Genomic DNA, 17,407 nt, shown 5'->3' on the forward strand with positions numbered 1-17,407 from the left:
CGTCAGAGCCTGAGGATGCGCGCCGCCTCGTCGACGATGCCGCGCGCGATCTCCTCGGCGGGCAACTCGCGCGCCATCGAGGCCGCCTGACCGGCCCAGAGTGGCTGGAAGTCGCCGCGCCCCTGCGCTTCGGCGATCTTGCGCAGCGGCGCCAGCGGCCCGCCCGCGAGGGGGAACGGCAGGGCGTCGGGCGACATCGGCCCGATCTCCCGTATGATCCGGTTGACCACGCCGCGCGCCGGGCGCCCCGTGAGCACGTTGGTGATCGCGGTGTTGTCGTCGCGCGCGGTGCGCAGCGCCTGCCGGTGCACGTCGACGCTGGTGGATTCGTGCGAAAGCAGGAACGCGCTGCCGATCTGCACCGCCGACGCGCCGAGGCACAGCGCGGCCGCCATGCCGCGCCCGTCGCCGATGCCGCCCGCCGCGATCACCGGCACATGGAGCGCGTCGACCAGCTGCGGCACCAGGGCGAGCGTGCCCGGCTGCTCCGACATCTCGTCCGTGAGGAAATTGCCGCGGTGGCCGCCTGCTTCGTAGCCCTGCGCGATGATGGCATCGCAGCCGCGCTCCTCGAGCCAGCGGCCTTCGGCCACGGTGGTCGCCGAGGAAAGCACGATGGCGCCGGTCGCCTTCACGCGGGCGAGCAGCGGTTCGTCCGGCAGCCCGAAGTGGAAACTCACGACCTCGGGCCGTACCGCCTCGACCATGGCGCACATCGCCTCGTCGAAAGGCGCCCGCCCGCCCGCCGGCGGGAGATCCGATGCCTCGATACCGAACTCGGCGTAGTACGGGGCCAGCCGTTCCCGCCACCGCGTGGCCTCCTCGGCGGTGGGCACCCGCGGCCGATGCGCGAAGAAATTGAGGTTGATCCGGGCACGCACCTTCGCCCGGAACACGGCGACCTCGGCGGTCGCCGTCCCGGTGCTTATCGACGAACAAGGAATCGCACCGAGACCACCGGCACGTGCCACACCGATGGCCAGGTCCGATAGGCCCGAGCCCGCCATGGGCGCGAGGAGCAGCGGATGCTCGATCGCGAGCAGGTCGATGAGGCGGCGGTCGGTCCAGGCGTGCACGGCGATCTCACGATGGAAAGGAAACGGGGACGGGCCAAGGATAATCCGCGGACGGTCGCCGCGCCGACATCCCGGCCCGGCCGGGCCTCGCTTCGTCCCCGGAAGACGTCGGTTCGGCCCCGCATCCGCAACGGAGGCCGCGTCGCAGCGCAGGATGGACCCCACCCGACCTCCGAGGCACCCATGGACCGCCGCACCCTCCTCAAAGCCGCACTCACCCTGCCCCTCCTCCCCTGGACGCTGAAAGTCGACGCGTTCGCCGCCCCGCCGTTCGCGCGAGTCCGTCCCGGTGGCACCGGATGGCCATCGGCCGAGCAGTGGGACGCCCTGAACCGCGAGGTCGGCGGCCGACTTTCGGTTCCGGCGTCGCCGTTTCTCGGCGACGCGGCGAGCCGCGCCGAAGCCGTCGCCCAACGCGGCAACGCGTTCTACATCGGTGACCAGCCGGCGCTCACGCAGACCAGCGGCTGGTTCGGCGCATGGGACTCGCGGCCGAGCGCCTGGGCCCTGGCCGCGGAAAGCGCCGACGACGTCGCGGCCGCCGTGCGCTTCGCCCGCCGGCATCGCGTGCGGCTGGTGGTGAAGGGTGGCGGCCATAGCTACCAGGGCACCTCGTGCGCCCCGGATTCCCTATTGGTCTGGACGCGGCGGATGAACCGGGTCGAGTTGCACGACGCGTTCGTCCCCGAGGGCGCCCGACCGGGCACGGCGCCGCAACCCGCCGTGAGCCTCGGCGCGGGCGCCATGTGGATCGACGCGTACGATGCCGTGACCACCCGCGGCGGCCGTTACGTCCAGGGCGGCGGCTGCACGACCGTCGGAGTGGCCGGGCTCGTCACCGGTGGCGGCTTCGGCAGCTTCTCCAAGCGCTTCGGCAGCGCCGCGTCGAACCTGCTCGAAGCGGAGCTCGTCACCGCCGACGGACGGATCCGGGTCGTCAACGCGCACACCGATCCCGATCTGTTCTGGTCGCTCAAGGGGGGCGGAGGCGGGAACGTCGGCGTCGTGACCCGCCTGACGCTGCGCACGCACGACCTGCCCGACCGCTTCGGCGGCCTCTCGGGCGAGATCGCTGCCGACTCGGACGCGTCCTTCCTCGCGCTCACGCACGAGGTGCTGCGCTTCTACCGGGAGACGCTGTGCAACCCGACCTGGGGCGAACAACTCCGCTTCACCCACGACCGACGGCTCGTCGTGTCCATGGTCTTCCAGGGCATCGACAAGGCCGCCGCCGAGGCGGCGTGGGCACCGTTCGTCGCCTGGGTGAACGCGCGTCCGGCGTACGCGGTGCGTCGTCCGCTTCGCGCGCTCGACGTGGAGGCCCGTCACTTCTGGGACGCCGCGTTCTTCCGTGAGCACGCGCCACAACTGATCGTGCCGGATGGGCGTCCGGGGGCACCGTCATCGCACTTCGTCTGGAAGGGCGACCAGGACCAGATCGGCTGGTACATCCACGGTTACGCGTCGGCGTGGCTGCCTTCGGCGCTGCTGCGCGACGACGCCCTGCGCAGCCTCGCGACCGCCATCACCGAGGCCGCCGGACACTCCAGCGTCGAACTGCACGTCAACAAGGGCCTCTACGGCGCACCGCCCGACGCCATCGCCGCCTCCCGCGACACCGCCACGAATCCCGCCGTGCTCGACGCGTTCGCCCTCGCCATCGTGGGCCACAGCGGCGCGCCGAACTATGAAGGGCTACCGGCCGCGCACGTCGACGCCGCCGTGGCCCGTCGCGGGGCCGATGATGTGAATGCCGCTTATCGGCGCCTGCGCCGGGCCGCGCCACGCGCGGGGTCTTACGTATCGGAGAGCGACTATTTCCAACCGGACTGGCAGGACGCCTTCTGGGGAACGAACTATGCCCGGCTGCTCGCGATCAAACGAAAGCACGACCCCGAGCGCGTGTTCGTCGTGCACCACGGGGTCGGAAGCGAAGGAACCAACGTCTGATCGTGTGGGAGCGCACCTGGGCGCGACAGCTTTTCGCCAAAAGCCACAAGGCCTGTAGCTTTTCCGCGAAAAGCTGTCGTACCCAAAGGGCATAAACGCGCAGGGCGCGCTCCTACCCGTCTCGGTGGATCGTCAGGCCAGCGGCGGCAGTTTGTCGATGATCTTGTCGAGCGTGACGGGGTAGTCGCGCACCCGCACTCCCGTCGCGTTGTAGACCGCATTCGCCACCGCCGCGCCGACGCCGCAGATGCCCAGCTCGCCGACACCCTTGGCCTTCATCGGCGAGGACGCCGGATCGGTCTCGTCGAGGAACACGACGTCCTGATGCGGGATGTCCGCGTGCACCGGCACCTCGTAGCCCGCGAGGTCGTGATTGACGAAAAAGCCCAGCCGCTTGTCGACGACGAGCTCTTCCATCAACGCCGCGCCCGCGCCCATCGTCATCGCGCCGATGACCTGGCTCCGCGCGGTCTTGGGATTGAGGATGCGCCCCGCCGCGCACACGGCGAGCATGCGTTCGATCCGGATCTCCCCCGTCGCGGCGTCCACGCGTACCTCGACGAAGTGCGCGCCGAACGTCGACTGCTGAAACCGTTTGGCGAGATCGCCGTATTCCATCGCGTCCTCGCCGACGAGCTCGCCGTCCGCCGCCGCCCTGGCGAGCGAAGTCCGCTTGCCGTCGGCCACCACCTCGCCGTTCTCGAACGACGCCTTCGACGGGTCGACGCCCACCTTGCGTGCGATCGCCTCGCGCAGCTTCATGCTCGCGGCATACACGCCCGCCGTCGAACTGTTGCCGCCCCACTGCCCGCCCGAACCGGCCGAGACCGGGAAGCTGGAATCACCGAGGCGCACGTCGACGCGCTCGACCGGCACGCCGAGCATCTCGGCGGCTGTCTGCGCGATGATCGTGTAACTGCCCGTGCCGATGTCCGTCATGTCGGTTTCGACCGTGATCCGGCCGTTTCGCTCGAGCCTCACGCGTGCCGCCGATTTCTGGACGAGGTTGTTGCGGAAAGCGGCCGCCACGCCCATGCCCTTCAGCCAGCGGCCGTCGCGCGCGCTGCCCGGCCGCGCGGCGCGCTTGTCCCAGCCGAACCGCTGCGCGCCCGTGCGCAGGCACTCGACGAACCGGCGCTGCGAGAACGGCCGTTCGGGATGCTCGGGATCGACCTGCGTGTCGTTGAGGATGCGGAACTCGACCGGGTCGATGCCGAGCTTCTCCGCCATCTCGTCCATGGCGATTTCCAGCGCCAGCAACCCGGCCGCTTCACCCGGCGCGCGCATCGCGTTGCCTTCCGGAAGATCGAGCACGGCGAGGCGCGTCGCCGTCATGCGGTTCGCGCCGGCGTAGAGCAGGCGCGTCTGCTGCACGGCGGTCTCCGGGCCGCCACCCGGCAGGTCGCCCGACCAGCTCTCGTGCGCGATCGCGTCGATTTTTCCGTCCTTCGACGCGCCGATGCGGATGCGCTGGATCGTCGCCGGGCGATGCGTCGTGTTGTTCACGATCAAGGGACGCTGCAGGGCGACCGCGACGGGACGGCCCGCCGCGCGGGCGCCGAGCGCGGCGAGGATGGCATCCGCACGCACGAACAGCTTGCCGCCGAATCCGCCACCGATGTACGGCGAAACGAGACGTACGTTGTCCTTCGAAATGCCCAGCGTCTTGGCCACGTCGCCGCGGCTCCAGTCGACCATCTGGTTGGCGGTCCACAGGGTCAGCTTGTCGCCTTCCCATGCCGCGATCGTCGCGTGCGGCTCCATCATCGCGTGCGACTGGTCGGGCGTGGTGTACGTGGCGTCGAGCTTCACCGCCGAGGCGGCGAACGCCGAAGCGAAGTCGCCCTTGGCGCTGTCCGGATCGCCGTCCTTCGGTTTGATGGCCTTGTCCTTCTCCGACGCGAGATCGAACGCGCCGCCCGTCCGCGCATAGTCGACCTTGATCAGTTGTGCCGCCGCACGTGCCTGCTCGAACGTCTCGGCGACGACGATCGCAACGGCCTGGTGATAGTGCTGGATGTCGGGACCACCGAGCAGCTTCGCCGTGTTGTAGTCGCCTTTCCCGAGCTTGCCGGCGTTCTGCGCCGTGACCACGGCTAGCACGCCGGGCGCGCGCTGCGCCTTGCTCGTGTCGATGGAGACGATCTTCCCCTTCGCGATGGCGGAGCCCACCACGTAACCGTAGGCGTGGTTCGGGGCGACGTCGTGGCGCTCGTAGGCGTATCGCGCCGTGCCCGTGGTTTTCAGCGGGCCTTCGACGCGGTCGATGGGGTGGCCGACGACCTTGAGCCGATCGATGGGATTGGTGGTGGCGGGGGTATCGAACTTCATGCCTTCCGCTCCTTCGCTTCGGCGAGCGTCGCCGCGAGGGCGCGCTCCGTCAGGGTGACCTTGTAGGCGTTGTCATGCGTCGTCTGCGCGCCGGCGAGCAGCCTGGCCGAGGCGGCCTTCGCGCCCTTGGGCAGTTCGGCATCCGCCGCGTCGACCCGCCATGGCTTGTGCGCGATGCCACCGACGGCGACACGACCCGTGCCGTCCGGCTGGGCGATCAGCGCGATCGACACCAGCGCGAACGCGTAGGACGAGCGGTCGCGAACCTTGTGATAGAGCTGCGTGCCGCCGACCGGTTTCGGCAAGGTGACCGCGGTGATGAGCTCACCGCGTTCGAGCACCGTCTCGATGTGCGGCGTGTTGCCGGGCAACGTGTGGAAGTCCGCGATGGGAATACGACGCTTGCTCCCGTCGGGCTTCACCGTTTCGACCGTCGCGTCCAGGGCGCGCATCGCCACCGCCATGTCGCTGGGATGCGTCGCGATGCAGGCCTTGCTCACGCCGACGATCGCGTGCTGGCGGCTGACACCACCGATCGCGGCGCAGCCGCTGCCGGGAAGGCGTTTGTTGCACGGCTGGTTGGTGTCGTAGAAGTACGGACACCGGGTGCGCTGGAGCAGGTTGCCCGCCGTCGTCGCCTTGTTGCGCAACTGGCCCGACGCACCGGCGAGCAATGCGCGGGAAAGCAGCGGATAGTCGCGACGGATGCGCGCGTCGGCGGCGAGGTCGGTGTTGCGCACGAGCGCGCCGATGCGCACGCCGTCGCCGTCGGTCTCGATGGCGTCGAGCTTGAGGCCGTTGACGTCGATCAGGTACGCCGGCTCCTCGATGCCGAGCTTCATCAGGTCGAGCAGGTTGGTGCCACCGGCGATGAACTTCGCGCCGGGATGGCTGACCGCGCTCGCGGCGGCGGCCGCGGGTGTTTCCGCGCGCTCGTATCCGAAGGGCTTCATGCGGCACCTCCCGCGACATCGGCGATGGCGTCGTGGATGTTGGAGTACGCGCCGCACCGGCAGATGTTGCCGCTCATGCGCTCGCGCACCTCCATGCGGCTCAGTGCGGCCTTCTTGCCGAGGTCGGCGGTCACGTGGCTGGGGATGTCGCGCTCGATTTCGTCGAGGACGGCCACGGCCGAGCAGATCTGGCCAGGCGTGCAGTAGCCGCACTGGTAGCCGTCATGCTTCACGAACGCCGCCTGCATCGGGTGCATCTTCTCCGGCGTGCCCAGGCCTTCGATCGTCGTGATCTTCGAATCCTGGTGCATCACCGCGAGGGTGAGGCAGCTATTGATGCGTCGCCCGTCGACGATGACGGTGCAGGCGCCGCACTGGCCGTGGTCGCAGCCCTTCTTCGTGCCGGTGAGGTGCATGTGCTCGCGCAACGCGTCGAGCAGCGTGGTGCGCGTGTCGAGGTCGAGCGCCTGCGGCTTCCCGTTGACCTCCATCGCCACCTTCGCCACCACGGGGGGCCGCGCGGCCTCGGTCGCCGGCGCGGCGACGATGCGCGGGATCGCGAGGGCGCTCATCGAGACGGCGCCCAGCTTGAGCACGTCGCGACGCGTGAATTTCCAGTCGTTCGATAAGTCCATCGTGGAGACCTCGGCACTGTTGGGTTCGGCCTGGACAGGCGGGGCTGGTCTTGCCCGACGAGAGTAGGCCATGCCATGTGTGCAGAGGTCGCCACGATGCCGAAGAAATCATGTCGATTTCTTCATCTGCCGGCGTTATGTACGCCACGTGATAGCGGCAGCGATGGGCGCCTCAGCGGCCGAACTGGTCGATGATCGCCTCCGCGATCTCGGCCGCGTGGGTCTCCAGCGCGAAGTGCCCCGTATCGAGCAACCGCACGACGGCGTCGGGCATGTCGCGCTTGTAGGCTTCGGCGCCCGCCGGGAGGAAGAACGGGTCGTGCTTGCCCCAGATCGCCAGGAACGGGGGTTTGTGCTCGCGGAAATACGCCTGGAACGTCGGATAGAGGGCGACGTTGGTGCGGTAGTCGCCGAAGAGGTCGAGCTGGCTTTCGTCGGCTCCCGGGCGCGCAAGGTAATGGTTGTCCAGGGCGATCCCGTCCGGGGACACGAGCGATTCGTCCGCGACGCCGTGCACGTACTGCCAGCGCGTCGTCTCCGGCTTGAGCATGTCGCGGAGCACGCTCCGGTTCTCGGGCGTCGGATCCTGCCAGTAGGCCTGGATCGGGTTCCACGCGTCGCTGAGTCCTTCGAGGTACGCGTTGCCATTCTGCGACACGATGCCGGTGATCCGTTCGGGATGGCGACTGGCGATGCGGAATCCCGTGGGCGCGCCGTAGTCGAACACGTAGAGCGCGAAGCGATCGAACCCCACGGTGGTGGTGAAGCGGTCGATGACATCGGCGAGGTTGTCGAACGTATAGGCGAACGTGTCGCGCGATGGCATGTCCGACTGGCCGAAGCCGGGAAGATCGGGCGCGACGATGTGAAAGCGCTCGGCCAGGAGGGGGATGAGGTCGCGGAACATGTGACCCGAGCTCGGGTAACCATGCAGCAGAAGGAGCTTCGGGGCGCCGGGGCGACCGGCCTCGCGATAGAAGATGTTGAATCCGTCGACGTCGGCGGTGCGGTAATGGATGGCGGCCATGGGAGATTCCTCGGGATGGGGGTCACGGAGCGACCGCCGCCAGTAACCGGACAGCGGTTGTTTTTCAGGTTAGGTGTGCCTACGTAACTTGTCAACAGGCGTTTTGAAGGTTACTGTCTGCCCATGCTCCCGGATGCCTTGCCCATGACCCGCTCCGCTCCCGCCCTGTTCGTCGCCGACGCACCCGGGCTCGATTTCCTCAATTCCGTCGCCACGCCCGTAGACGCTCCCGTCGACTGGATCGCGGACGGCGACGGGCTCGTCGACTGGCTTGCCCAGGCGGGATGGGTGCCGGCGGAGGTGCTCGCGGACCTGCGCGAACGGGCAATGCCGGGCGAGCTCGATCGGCTCGCTGACCAGGCGCGTAGCCTTCGCGACTGGTTCGCCGCGTTCGTGCGGGCCCACATGGGGCGCCCGCTGGCGCCGGGGGTCCTGAGCGATCTCGAGCCACTGAACCGGTTACTGTCGCGCGACGATGGGTTCATCGAGGTCACCGCTGGCGAAAGCGGGCTCGCGTTCGTCCGCCGCCGCCGCTGGTCGTCCCCCGAGTCGTTGCTCCTGCCGATCGGCGAGGCGATGGCGCGTCTGGTGACTGGCGAGGACTTCTCGCACGTGAAGGCCTGCGAAGGGCCGTCGTGCACGCTGCTGTTCGCCGATCACACCCGCGGCCGCGCGCGGCGCTGGTGCAGCATGGCGTCCTGCGGCAACCGGGCGAAACAAGCCGCGCATCGCGAGCGGGTCAAGGCAAGGGGCTGAGCCCACAGCGGTCTTGTCCAAGGCGCCGGGCGAACCGATATCGCAACATGGAACCCACCGCCGAGGTCGCCATGTCCCCCGCTCCCATCGTCTTCGCCTGTCCCCATTGCGCCTCGATGAACCGCGTCGCCGCCGAACGGCTGGGCGAAGGTCCAAAGTGCGGCCGCTGTCACCAGCCCTTGTTCACCGGTCACCCGGTCGCGCTGAAGACCGATGTCTTCGATGCCTACGCGACGCGCGGCGAGCTGCCGCTGGTGGTGGACTTCTGGGCGACCTGGTGCGGGCCCTGCGTGGCGATGGCGCCGCAGTTCGAGGCCGCGGCAAGGCAGCTCGAGCCGCGCGTGCGCCTGGCGAAGGTCGATTCGGACGCGGAGCCCGCGTTGTCGGCGCGCTTCGGGATCCGCAGCATCCCCACGATGATCCTCTTCGCGGGCGGGCGCGAAGTCGCGCGCCAGTCGGGCGCCGTCTCCACCTCGCAGATCGTCGGATGGGTGAGGGCCAACCTCTCCTAGGCCGGCGTGCCGCGCGTGTGCGCCGGAACCTCCATCACGAAGCGACAGCCCCAGCTTTCCTGGCGTTCCGCGAGGCGGAGCATGCCGCCATGCGCCTGCACGATCGTCTGCGAAATGGGCAGGCCCATGCCCATGCCGTCCGGCTTGGTGGTGTGAAAGCGCTGGAAGAGTCGCGCCTCGTCGCACGCGGGGACGCCCGGTCCCGTGTCCTCCATCCATAGTTCGACCCAGTCGCCCGCCGTGAGTCGCGTGGTGACGCGCAGGCGCCGCACGGCGCTCAGCGCGCTCGTCATCGCCTGGATGGCGTTGAGCGCGAGGTTGATGAACACCTGCTGCAACTGGACGGCGTCCCCCAGCACCATCGGGGACGTTGGGTCGAGCCGGGTCTCGACCTGAACGTCGCGACGGAGGAACTCGTGGTGGAGGAAGCGACAACCGTCCTGCACCAGCGCGTTGAGCGCGACGGGACGCATCAGGGGCTCGGCCCGTCGCGCCATGCGGCGGATGCGCCCGACGACGTCGGCGGCCCGCGCCGTCTGTTCCGCCGTCGACCGCGCGAGCGCACGAAGTTCGTCGAGATCGGGCTCGTCCAGTTCCAGCCATCGAAGCATCGCTTCGCTGGTGAGCGCGATCGTCGACAGCGGCTGGCTCACTTCGTGCGCGATCGACGTGGTGAGCTGGCCTAGCACGGTCACGCGTGCGGCATGGGCGAGTTCGGCCTGGACGCGCGCCAGCTCACGCTCGGCGACGAGCCGCGCGCCGACGTCGACGAGGACGGAGATGGTCGAATACGGACGGGATGCCACCGCGCCATAGGCCGACGAGACGAGGCAGTCGATGGTCGTTCCGTCGACACGCAGCATCCGTGTCTCGGCTTCGTGCGTCGGCTTGCCGTCGAAACGCGCCTCGATGAACTGCCGGTACACGTGCGGCGACGGCGACCAGTAACCGATGAGCGGGATGCAGGCATCGGCGAGCGTGGAGGCCCGCATCAGCGTCAGGAAGTGCTCGTTCGTCGCCACGACGCGGGTCCGCTCCAGCGCCGCCAGGACGAACGCCGGGTGCGCGTCGATGTAGGAACGGATGTCGACGACCCCGTCCTTCCTGAGCTCGTCCAGCATCGCGTGGAGCCCCGTGCAATCGAGCTCCACGATCGCCGCGGGCGTGGCATCGAACAGTTCGCGGAAGCGTCGCGCCTCCAGCGCGTCCGCGCAACCGTCGCCCGACGGGCGCGCATTCGTCGTCATCGTTCTCCATCCCGTGCATCGGTTCGTGCGGGCGGCGTGCCGTCGAGCGACGGCACCGGTCGGACGGCGCCTTCCACGCGCCCGCGATCTGGATCGTGCCGTGTCCCGGTCCGGCGGTTCTTGCACACTGGCGTCGGATTGGCGATTTCAAGCACGTCGTGCGGCGCCAATGTGACGAAGGTCCGCTCTGCGCTTTACGGGACCATTCGGCGGTAAGCTGGTCAGGCTATACGACCTCTTCACGGACCGACGGTCATAGAGGCCGCGAATCCGGACATTTCCCGCCGCCGCAAGCTGGAATGGCCCGCATCACGGCCGCACCTTTCCCGCTCCCACAACGATCAGAGCCTGTTCCATGCGTCGCGTCGGACTCCTCGTCTACCCCGATTTCCAGATCATGTGCTTCGCCGCGCTGTCGGTGTTCGAGGTGGCGAACAAGGAAGCGGGCGCCCGCCTGTACGACATCGAGTTGCTCTCCGAGTCGCCCGGCACCGTGCGCTCGTCGATGGGACAGGCGATCTCGTGCGCGCCGCTGCGCGCGGACGCGCTGGATACCCTGATGATCGGCGTGGGCATGGAGATTCCGGAGACGTCGCCCACGGTCAGCGCGTTCCTCGTCGACGCCGCCCGCACCACGCGCCGCCTGGCCTCGATCTGTCTCGGCAGCTTCGTGCTGGGGGACGCCGGGCTGCTCGACGGCCGCAAGGCGACGACGCACTGGAATTTCGGCAACGAGATGCGCCGCCGGTACCCGGCGTGCCAGGTCGAACTCGACCGCATCTACGTCAAGGACGGCCCGATCTGGTCGTCCGCCGGCATGTCGGCCGGCACGGATCTCGCCCTCGGGCTGGTCGAGGAGGATCACGGCCGCGATCTCGCGCGCCACATCGCGCGCGGGATGGTGATGCACCACCGCCGCGGCGGTGGCCAGTCGCAGCATTCGACGCTGCTCGATCTCGACGCCCGCAGCGACCGGGTGCAGACGGTGCTGGCCTATGCGCGGCGCAACCTGCGCCGGCCGCTTTCGCTGCCGGAGCTCGCCGGCGTCGCGAATCTCAGCCCCCGCCAGTTCACCCGTCTGTTCCGCGGCGAAACGGGACACACGCCCGCCCGCGCGATCGCGATGCTGCGCCTGGAACAGGCGCGCGCGATGCTCGAACAGGGAAGCCTCGCGGTCGAGGCGGTCGCCCGCGACAGCGGCTTCGGCGATACCGAGCGCATGCGCCGCGCGTTCATCCGCCTGGTCGGCGAAACGCCCCTGCGGCTGCGCCGGCGCGCGAAGGACCAGGACGACGCGCCCGCTACGAAGGAGCGCGAATCCCGGCGGTGACGGCCAACGCCGGCGTCAGCTCCCGCGCGTCGCCGCCACGGGTGGAACGTTCGAGGCGCGGCGCGCCGGCGCGAGCACGGCGGCCTGGCCGAGAACGAGCACCGCGACGATGCCCACCGCGATCCACGCCAGCGGCAGGCGCGCCATGTCGAACTCGCGCATCAGGCAGAAGTTCACGCCGACCGCCAGCACGGTGCCGAGCGCCGCGCCGCCGCTCGCGATGGCGAGGTTCTCCATCTGGAAGTAGATGAGGATGTCGACCTTGCGTGCGCCGAGCGCTCGCCGCACGCCGATCTGCCGGTGCCGCTGCCCGACCCAGAAGCTGGTGAGACCCACGATGCCGGCGGCCGTGACGCCGATGAGGATCAGGCATACGGCGCCCATGAGGATCGCCATGCTGAGGTCGGCCTGGTAGGCCTCGCCGCGAATCGTGGCGAAGGTCTTCAGGCCGTTGTCCTCATCCAGGATGCGCATCGGGTTCGTCCGGTAGAGCACGCCCGGCGTCGCTTTCATCGCGGAGTCAAGCCTTCCGGGCTTCGCGCGCACGACGTATCGGGAGAAAAGGCTGTTCAGCCGCGCGGGAATCACCACGGTCGCCCAGGGCACCTTCCTCACCACGGCGGGAGACTGGAGACGGTCGAGCACGCCGACGATCGTCGACGGCTTCGTCGCGCCGTCGATGTAGAGCGGCTTGCCGAGGGCGCTCTCGCCGGGAAACAGTTTCTGCGCGAGCTGCTTCGAGATCACCGTCACACCGGATGGCGCCCGGTCCTTCGGACCGATGTGCGCGACCTCGTCCGCGCGGAAGAAGCGCCCCTCGGCGAGCTTCGCGCCCAGGACGGCCAGCGCCTGCTCGTCCATGTAGTAATAAGAGACCAGCGCCGTGCCGTTACTCGACCCGTCGTACTCGCCGTGGCCGGGATTCGCGCTCACCGCGCCCGTCCAGGAACTGTTGTATAGCGGCAGCGAGTTCGCCGGCGTGACGGCCGCGACATCCGGCATGTTGCGCAGCGCCGCGATGTCCTCGCGCTGGAGCGCGTCCAGCTTCTCGACGCTGGCCGGGTCCTCGACGTTGTCGACGCCCACCCATTGCTGGCTGACGACGAAGAGGTCGCTTTCGTCCATGCCGCTCGGCCGGCCGATGATCTGCACGCGCTGCCCTATGATGAAGATCGCGTTGCACACGATCGCCAGCGTGAGTGCGATCTGCAGGGCGATCAGCACCACGCCCGCCTTGTGCCGACGAAGCGCCGCGAAGATGGGATGCAGCCTCATGGACGACTCCTCAGTTCGACTTCAGTTGCCACGCCGGCTGCACCTGCGATGCGCGTAGCGTGGGATAGAGAGCGGCGAGGATCGTCGAGGCGATGGCCACCGCGAGGGTCAGCAGGAGCAGCGGCATGTCCAGCCGCGCCAGCGCGGCGATGTGCCGGGGCAGCAGCCATCCCATGGCGAGCACGCCCAGGCCCGTCAGAACGAGGCCGAGCACGCCGCCGGCGAGCCCGACGATGCCCGCCTCGGTGAGGAACTGGGCGTAGATCGCCGTCCGCGGCGCTCCGAGCGCGCGACGGATGCCGATCTCCCCGCTGCGGCGGAGAAACTTCGCGAGCAGCAGCCCGACGGTGTTCACGAGGCAGACGACCAGCAACCCGATGGCGACGATCAGGGAGATCTTCGTGTCGCGCGGCGCGACTTCCTCGGACACCAGAAAAGTGGGGATATCGCTCAGGCGGACGTTGGGCGCCCAGTTGAAGCGGCCGGCACGCTGCTGTTCGCCGGCGTAGTCGTGCAGGTAACGGCGGAACGACGCGACCGCGGCCGCGTCGTCGAGCTGGAGCATGTAGGGCACCCATACACAGGACGACTTCTTCAGGCCCTCGAAGCCCGTGTCCTTCGGCACGACATAGCAGCTGTTGCTGCCGTCCCGCGTCACCGCCGATTCGATGGCCCGGTCGAAGGGGATGAAGATGTCGTCCCGGTCTGTCGAGAATCCGTTGCTGTTGTAGATGTCGTAGTAGCGCGGCTGCGGATTCCAGTCGCCCAGAACACCCACGACGCGATAATCCTTGCCGGCGATCCGTATCGTCCTGCCGACGCTGTCCTGGCCGGCGAAGAGCTTCCGGTTCAGCCGTTCGCTGATGACGGCGACCGCGGCACGGCGGCGGTCGTCGTCGGTCGTCCATCCGGCGCCATGCGCGAACGGGGCCTCGACCATCGGGAAGAACTCGCTCGACACGGCGTGGCCGGTGACGTTGACCGGATGCTCGCCGGCTCGGGTCGGCATGATCGCCGGAGCGATCATGTAGAGCGGCGATTGCAGCTTCGCGCGATGATCGCGCATCAGCGCCATGGCGTCGGTATAAGTCAGCGCCTGTTGCAGGTCGGCGACCTCGCGCCCCTTGCGTGGCCCCCACGCGTCGATCTGCGGCACGAACAGCCGCGACGACTTCCACGGAATGGGATCGCCCGATACGGCGCGGAAGACGGAATACGTCGTCATCGACGCCGCCACGCCGAAACCGATGGCGAACACCATCAGCACGGTGAGGCCCCGGCTGCGCTTCAGGCTGCGCACGGCCAGTTCCAGGTAATAGCCGAACATGCAACGCTCCCTTCGATCGGTGAATCCACCTGCCACCCGCACACCCCGCGGGATCCTCCGCGTCGCGCGGCCGAAGCATGGCTCTGCACGCAGCGTGCCAACCCGATCGCGGCCCGGCACGGCGGTCGGCCTGCGCCATGTCGACTGTCCGCGGACAAACCTGTCCGGACAGGGCCCTTTGCACGGACACCCGATGACTTCCGGCCGATACCCCGGATCGCGGCGACGTTCTACTGTCCTGCGAACCCAGGGGAGATCACGCCATGTCGTCGCACCTTCGCCCGCTCGTCCTCGCACTGCCCATGTTCCTGCTCGCTCCCGCCGCGTTCGCCGCCGCGCCGAGCGCGGAGGAAGCGGCCCGCCGTTATTTCCAGGCGGAGAACACGTTCGATCAGAAGGCGCTGGCCGATGTGCTGCATCCTCGCTTCGTGGAAGTCAGTCCCTTGGGCGAGGTCGACGCGCACGATGCCGTGCTGTCGTTCTACGCACCCGAGAAGAAGGCCCCGGCGCCCGTCGTGAAGGTCGGAGACATCGCCACGCAAAGTGACGGTACGACCGCGGCGATGACGACCCGGGTCAGCTTCGACGCATCCGGCCGGACGATGCAGCTCACCGTCGGCCTGGTCGCCGTGCAGGACAAGGACGGCTGGCGGCTGCTTTCCGCCCAGTACACGCCTTACCGGCCCAAGCCGCCCAGCCACTGACGAGCGGCCGCCACCTCAAGAATTTGACGAATCTGCCGAAATCCTCAGAACGACCGCCTCCGCCGGTCGGCAGGTCCTGGCAGGTTCACCATGCTCGCAAGCAGCTACAGCGGCATCCTCGTCGTGTTCTCGTTGATCGTGGCCGTCCTGGCGTCCTATACGGCGCTGAACATGGCCGGCCGCGTGGCCAGCACCCGTGGGCGCGCGTCTGCGCTCTGGCTCGTGGGCGGCTCCGTCGCCATGGGCTTCGGCATCTGGTCCATGCACTTCGTCGGGATGCTGGCCTTCCGCCTGCCGATCCAGGTGGGCTACGACCTGGGCCTGACCGTCCTGTCGCTCGTGATCGCCATCGTCTCCTCGGCCTTCGCGTTGTGGCTGGTCTGCCTGGAGGCGCTGCCGCGCCGCCGCCTCGCGGGGGGTGCCCTGCTGCTGGGCGCAGGCATCGCCGCCATGCACTACACGGGCATGGCGGCGATGAAGATGGAGCCCGGGGTGATTTACGACCCCTGGCTGTTCGCCGCGTCGATCGTGATCGCCGTGATCGCCTCCGGCGCCGCGTTGTGGATCGCGTTCCGCCTGCGCCGCGACGGCGAGCGCGTCGCGTTCGCCCGCCTCGGCGCGTCGCTCGTGATGGGCTGCGCCATCGTCGGCATGCACTACACCGGCATGGCCGCCTCGCAGTTTCCGCTGGGCAGCTGGTGCGGCGCGGCCAACACCGGCATCGATCCCAAGTGGCTGGCCGTGGTGGTGATCCTCGTCAGCCTGGCGGTCTTCGCGATCGCGCTCGTGGTGTCGCTCCTCGACGTCCGTGCCGACGCGCTTGCCACGTCGCTCGATCGCGCCAACAGCGAACTCGTGCAGCTTGCCCTCCACGACAACCTGACCCGCCTGCCGAATCGGGTCCTGCTGGGCGATCGCATGGACCAGGCCATCCAGAAGGCTTCGAGGGAACGGACCCCGCTTGCCGTGCTGTTCATCGACCTCGACGGTTTCAAGGCGGTGAACGACGTCTACGGCCACCACATCGGCGACCTGCTGCTGAAACAGGTATCCGCGCGCATCCTCGCCACCCAGACCGACGAGGGCACGGTCGCGCGCCTGGGCGGCGACGAGTTCGTCATGGTGCTGGACGTCGCGCGTCCCGAGGACGCCGCGCTTCACGCGCAGCGCCTGGTGGACTCGCTCATGGCGTCGTACGACATCGACGGCAACACGGTGCACGTCTCCGCCAGCGTCGGCATCGCGATCTATCCCGAGAACGGCCGCACGACGCACGAACTGATGGTCAACGCGGACGCCGCGATGTACCACGCGAAGGAGCAGGGCCGGAACGGCTACTGCTTCTTCGAAAGCGCGATGAACGCCAACGTGCACCAGCAGCTCCAGCTGCAGCAGGACCTGCGCCGGGCCGTCGATCGCGGCGAGTTCCTGCTGCATTACCAGCCGAAGCTCGTCTCGCCGAAAGGTCCGATGGTCGGCGTCGAGGCCTTGCTGCGCTGGCAGAAGCCCGGTGTCGGCCTGATGCCGCCCGACGCCTTCCTCTCGGTGGCCGAGCGCACGGGGCTGATCGTGCCCATCGGCAACTGGGTGATCGACGAAGCCTGCCGCCAGATGCGTGAATGGCAGGCCGAAGGCCACGGGGACTGGACGGTCTCGGTGAACCTTTCCACGGTGCAGCTCACGCACGCGGGTCTCGTCGACGTGCTGAAGGAGACCCTCGACCGACATGACCTGGATCCGCGCCACCTCGTGCTCGAGGTCACCGAATCCACGGCCATGCGCGACGCGGAGGCGAGCCTCGCCATCCTCAACCAGGTCGCCGCCCTCGGCGTCGGCATTTCCATCGACGACTTCGGCACAGGCTATTCGAGCCTGCTCTACCTCAAGCAGCTTCCCGCCGACGAACTGAAGATCGACCGTGGCTTCATCACCGAACTCACGCACGGCAACGACGACGAAGCGATCGTCGCCGCGATCATCGGACTCGGGAAGACGCTCGGCCTGAAGATCGTCGCCGAAGGCGTCGAAACGATCGAGCAGCAGGAGCTGCTCACGCGCCTGGGGTGCAACGCCCTGCAAGGCTACCTCCTCGGCAGCCCCGTCCCCGCGCACCAGCTCGTGCGGAGCGCCGCGGCAATGGCCTGATCCCACGCACGCTCCGCTGTGCTGTGGGAGCGGACCCGGCCACCACGGCTTCTCGACCCGGTTCCCAACTTCGCGCGCCAGCTTCACCACTGACGCGAACAGCTGTCGCGGCCAGGGCCGCTCCTACAACGCGCTGTGG

The 17,407-nt window shown here is 68.7% G+C and carries 14 protein-coding genes; 6 read left to right on the plus strand and 8 right to left on the minus strand.

The annotated features are described in order from the left end of the window. Positions 1–2: 2 nt before the first annotated feature. The gene (locus tag BMY69_RS00815; protein WP_090174988.1) at positions 3–1,076 is read right to left on the minus strand and encodes an NAD(P)H-dependent flavin oxidoreductase; all 1,074 of its coding nucleotides are present in this window, start codon (positions 1,074–1,076) and stop codon (positions 3–5) included. 183 nt (positions 1,077–1,259) lie between these two features. Here BMY69_RS00815 and BMY69_RS00820 point away from each other — a divergent pair, with 183 nt between their 5' ends. After that, positions 1,260–3,026, plus strand: coding sequence for an FAD-binding protein (locus BMY69_RS00820; RefSeq protein WP_090174989.1), 1,767 nt, complete (start codon positions 1,260–1,262; stop codon positions 3,024–3,026). Between the two features lie 132 nt (positions 3,027–3,158). On the opposite strand, the gene paoC is transcribed toward BMY69_RS00820, so the two are convergent. The 4 genes from paoC to BMY69_RS00840 all read right to left on the minus strand — a co-directional run bounded on the left by paoC (position 3,159) and on the right by BMY69_RS00840 (position 7,972). Next, complete coding sequence (paoC, locus tag BMY69_RS00825) at positions 3,159–5,357, minus strand: aldehyde oxidoreductase molybdenum-binding subunit PaoC (protein WP_090174990.1); 2,199 nt, start codon at positions 5,355–5,357, stop codon at positions 3,159–3,161. After that, on the minus strand, positions 5,354–6,310 hold the full coding sequence (locus tag BMY69_RS00830) for an FAD binding domain-containing protein (RefSeq protein WP_090174991.1): 957 nt from the start codon (positions 6,308–6,310) through the stop codon (positions 5,354–5,356). The genes paoC and BMY69_RS00830 overlap by 4 nt, the downstream gene beginning before the upstream one ends. Next, positions 6,307–6,945 (minus strand): aldehyde dehydrogenase iron-sulfur subunit PaoA, encoded by a 639-nt coding sequence (gene paoA, locus BMY69_RS00835; RefSeq protein ID WP_090174992.1) that lies wholly within the window; start codon positions 6,943–6,945, stop codon positions 6,307–6,309. The genes BMY69_RS00830 and paoA overlap by 4 nt, the downstream gene beginning before the upstream one ends. Positions 6,946–7,117: 172 nt before the next feature. Further along, complete coding sequence (locus BMY69_RS00840; protein ID WP_090174993.1) at positions 7,118–7,972, minus strand: alpha/beta fold hydrolase; 855 nt, start codon at positions 7,970–7,972, stop codon at positions 7,118–7,120. Between the two features lie 144 nt (positions 7,973–8,116). On the opposite strand from BMY69_RS00840, the gene BMY69_RS00845 reads away from it, so the two are divergent. Next, on the plus strand, positions 8,117–8,728 hold the full coding sequence (locus BMY69_RS00845; RefSeq protein ID WP_090174994.1) for a CGNR zinc finger domain-containing protein: 612 nt from the start codon (positions 8,117–8,119) through the stop codon (positions 8,726–8,728). A gap of 71 nt (positions 8,729–8,799) precedes the next feature. Next, positions 8,800–9,240, plus strand: a complete 441-nt coding sequence (gene trxC, locus BMY69_RS00850) for a thioredoxin TrxC (RefSeq protein WP_090175542.1) — start codon at positions 8,800–8,802, stop codon at positions 9,238–9,240. On the opposite strand, the gene BMY69_RS00855 is transcribed toward trxC, so the two are convergent. Next, positions 9,237–10,487, minus strand: a complete 1,251-nt coding sequence (locus tag BMY69_RS00855) for a sensor histidine kinase (RefSeq protein WP_090174995.1) — start codon at positions 10,485–10,487, stop codon at positions 9,237–9,239. The genes trxC and BMY69_RS00855 overlap by 4 nt on opposite strands. Positions 10,488–10,842: 355 nt before the next feature. Between BMY69_RS00855 and BMY69_RS00860 the strand changes: the two genes are divergently transcribed. Further along, complete coding sequence (locus BMY69_RS00860; protein WP_090174996.1) at positions 10,843–11,817, plus strand: GlxA family transcriptional regulator; 975 nt, start codon at positions 10,843–10,845, stop codon at positions 11,815–11,817. 15 nt (positions 11,818–11,832) lie between these two features. On the opposite strand, the gene BMY69_RS00865 is transcribed toward BMY69_RS00860, so the two are convergent. After that, entirely contained in the window at positions 11,833–13,092 is a 1,260-nt protein-coding gene (locus tag BMY69_RS00865) for an ABC transporter permease (RefSeq protein ID WP_090174997.1), read from the minus strand. 10 nt (positions 13,093–13,102) lie between these two features. Beyond that, entirely contained in the window at positions 13,103–14,419 is a 1,317-nt protein-coding gene (locus tag BMY69_RS00870) for an ABC transporter permease (protein WP_090174998.1), read from the minus strand. Positions 14,420–14,682: 263 nt separating this feature from the next. Here BMY69_RS00870 and BMY69_RS00875 point away from each other — a divergent pair, with 263 nt between their 5' ends. Together BMY69_RS00875 and BMY69_RS00880 are read left to right on the plus strand one after the other, a co-directional pair. Beyond that, entirely contained in the window at positions 14,683–15,123 is a 441-nt protein-coding gene (locus BMY69_RS00875; protein WP_090174999.1) for a nuclear transport factor 2 family protein, read from the plus strand. A 90-nt stretch (positions 15,124–15,213) separates the two neighbouring features. Beyond that, positions 15,214–17,268 carry a putative bifunctional diguanylate cyclase/phosphodiesterase gene (locus tag BMY69_RS00880; RefSeq protein ID WP_090175000.1) on the plus strand — a complete coding sequence of 685 codons (2,055 nt, stop codon included), beginning with the start codon at positions 15,214–15,216 and terminating at the stop codon, positions 17,266–17,268. The last annotated feature ends 139 nt before the right edge of the window (positions 17,269–17,407 follow it).

Origin of the sequence: Luteibacter sp. UNC138MFCol5.1, from assembly GCF_900110505.1 — a bacterium.
In the GTDB taxonomy this organism is placed as follows: Bacteria; Pseudomonadota; Gammaproteobacteria; order Xanthomonadales; family Rhodanobacteraceae; genus Luteibacter.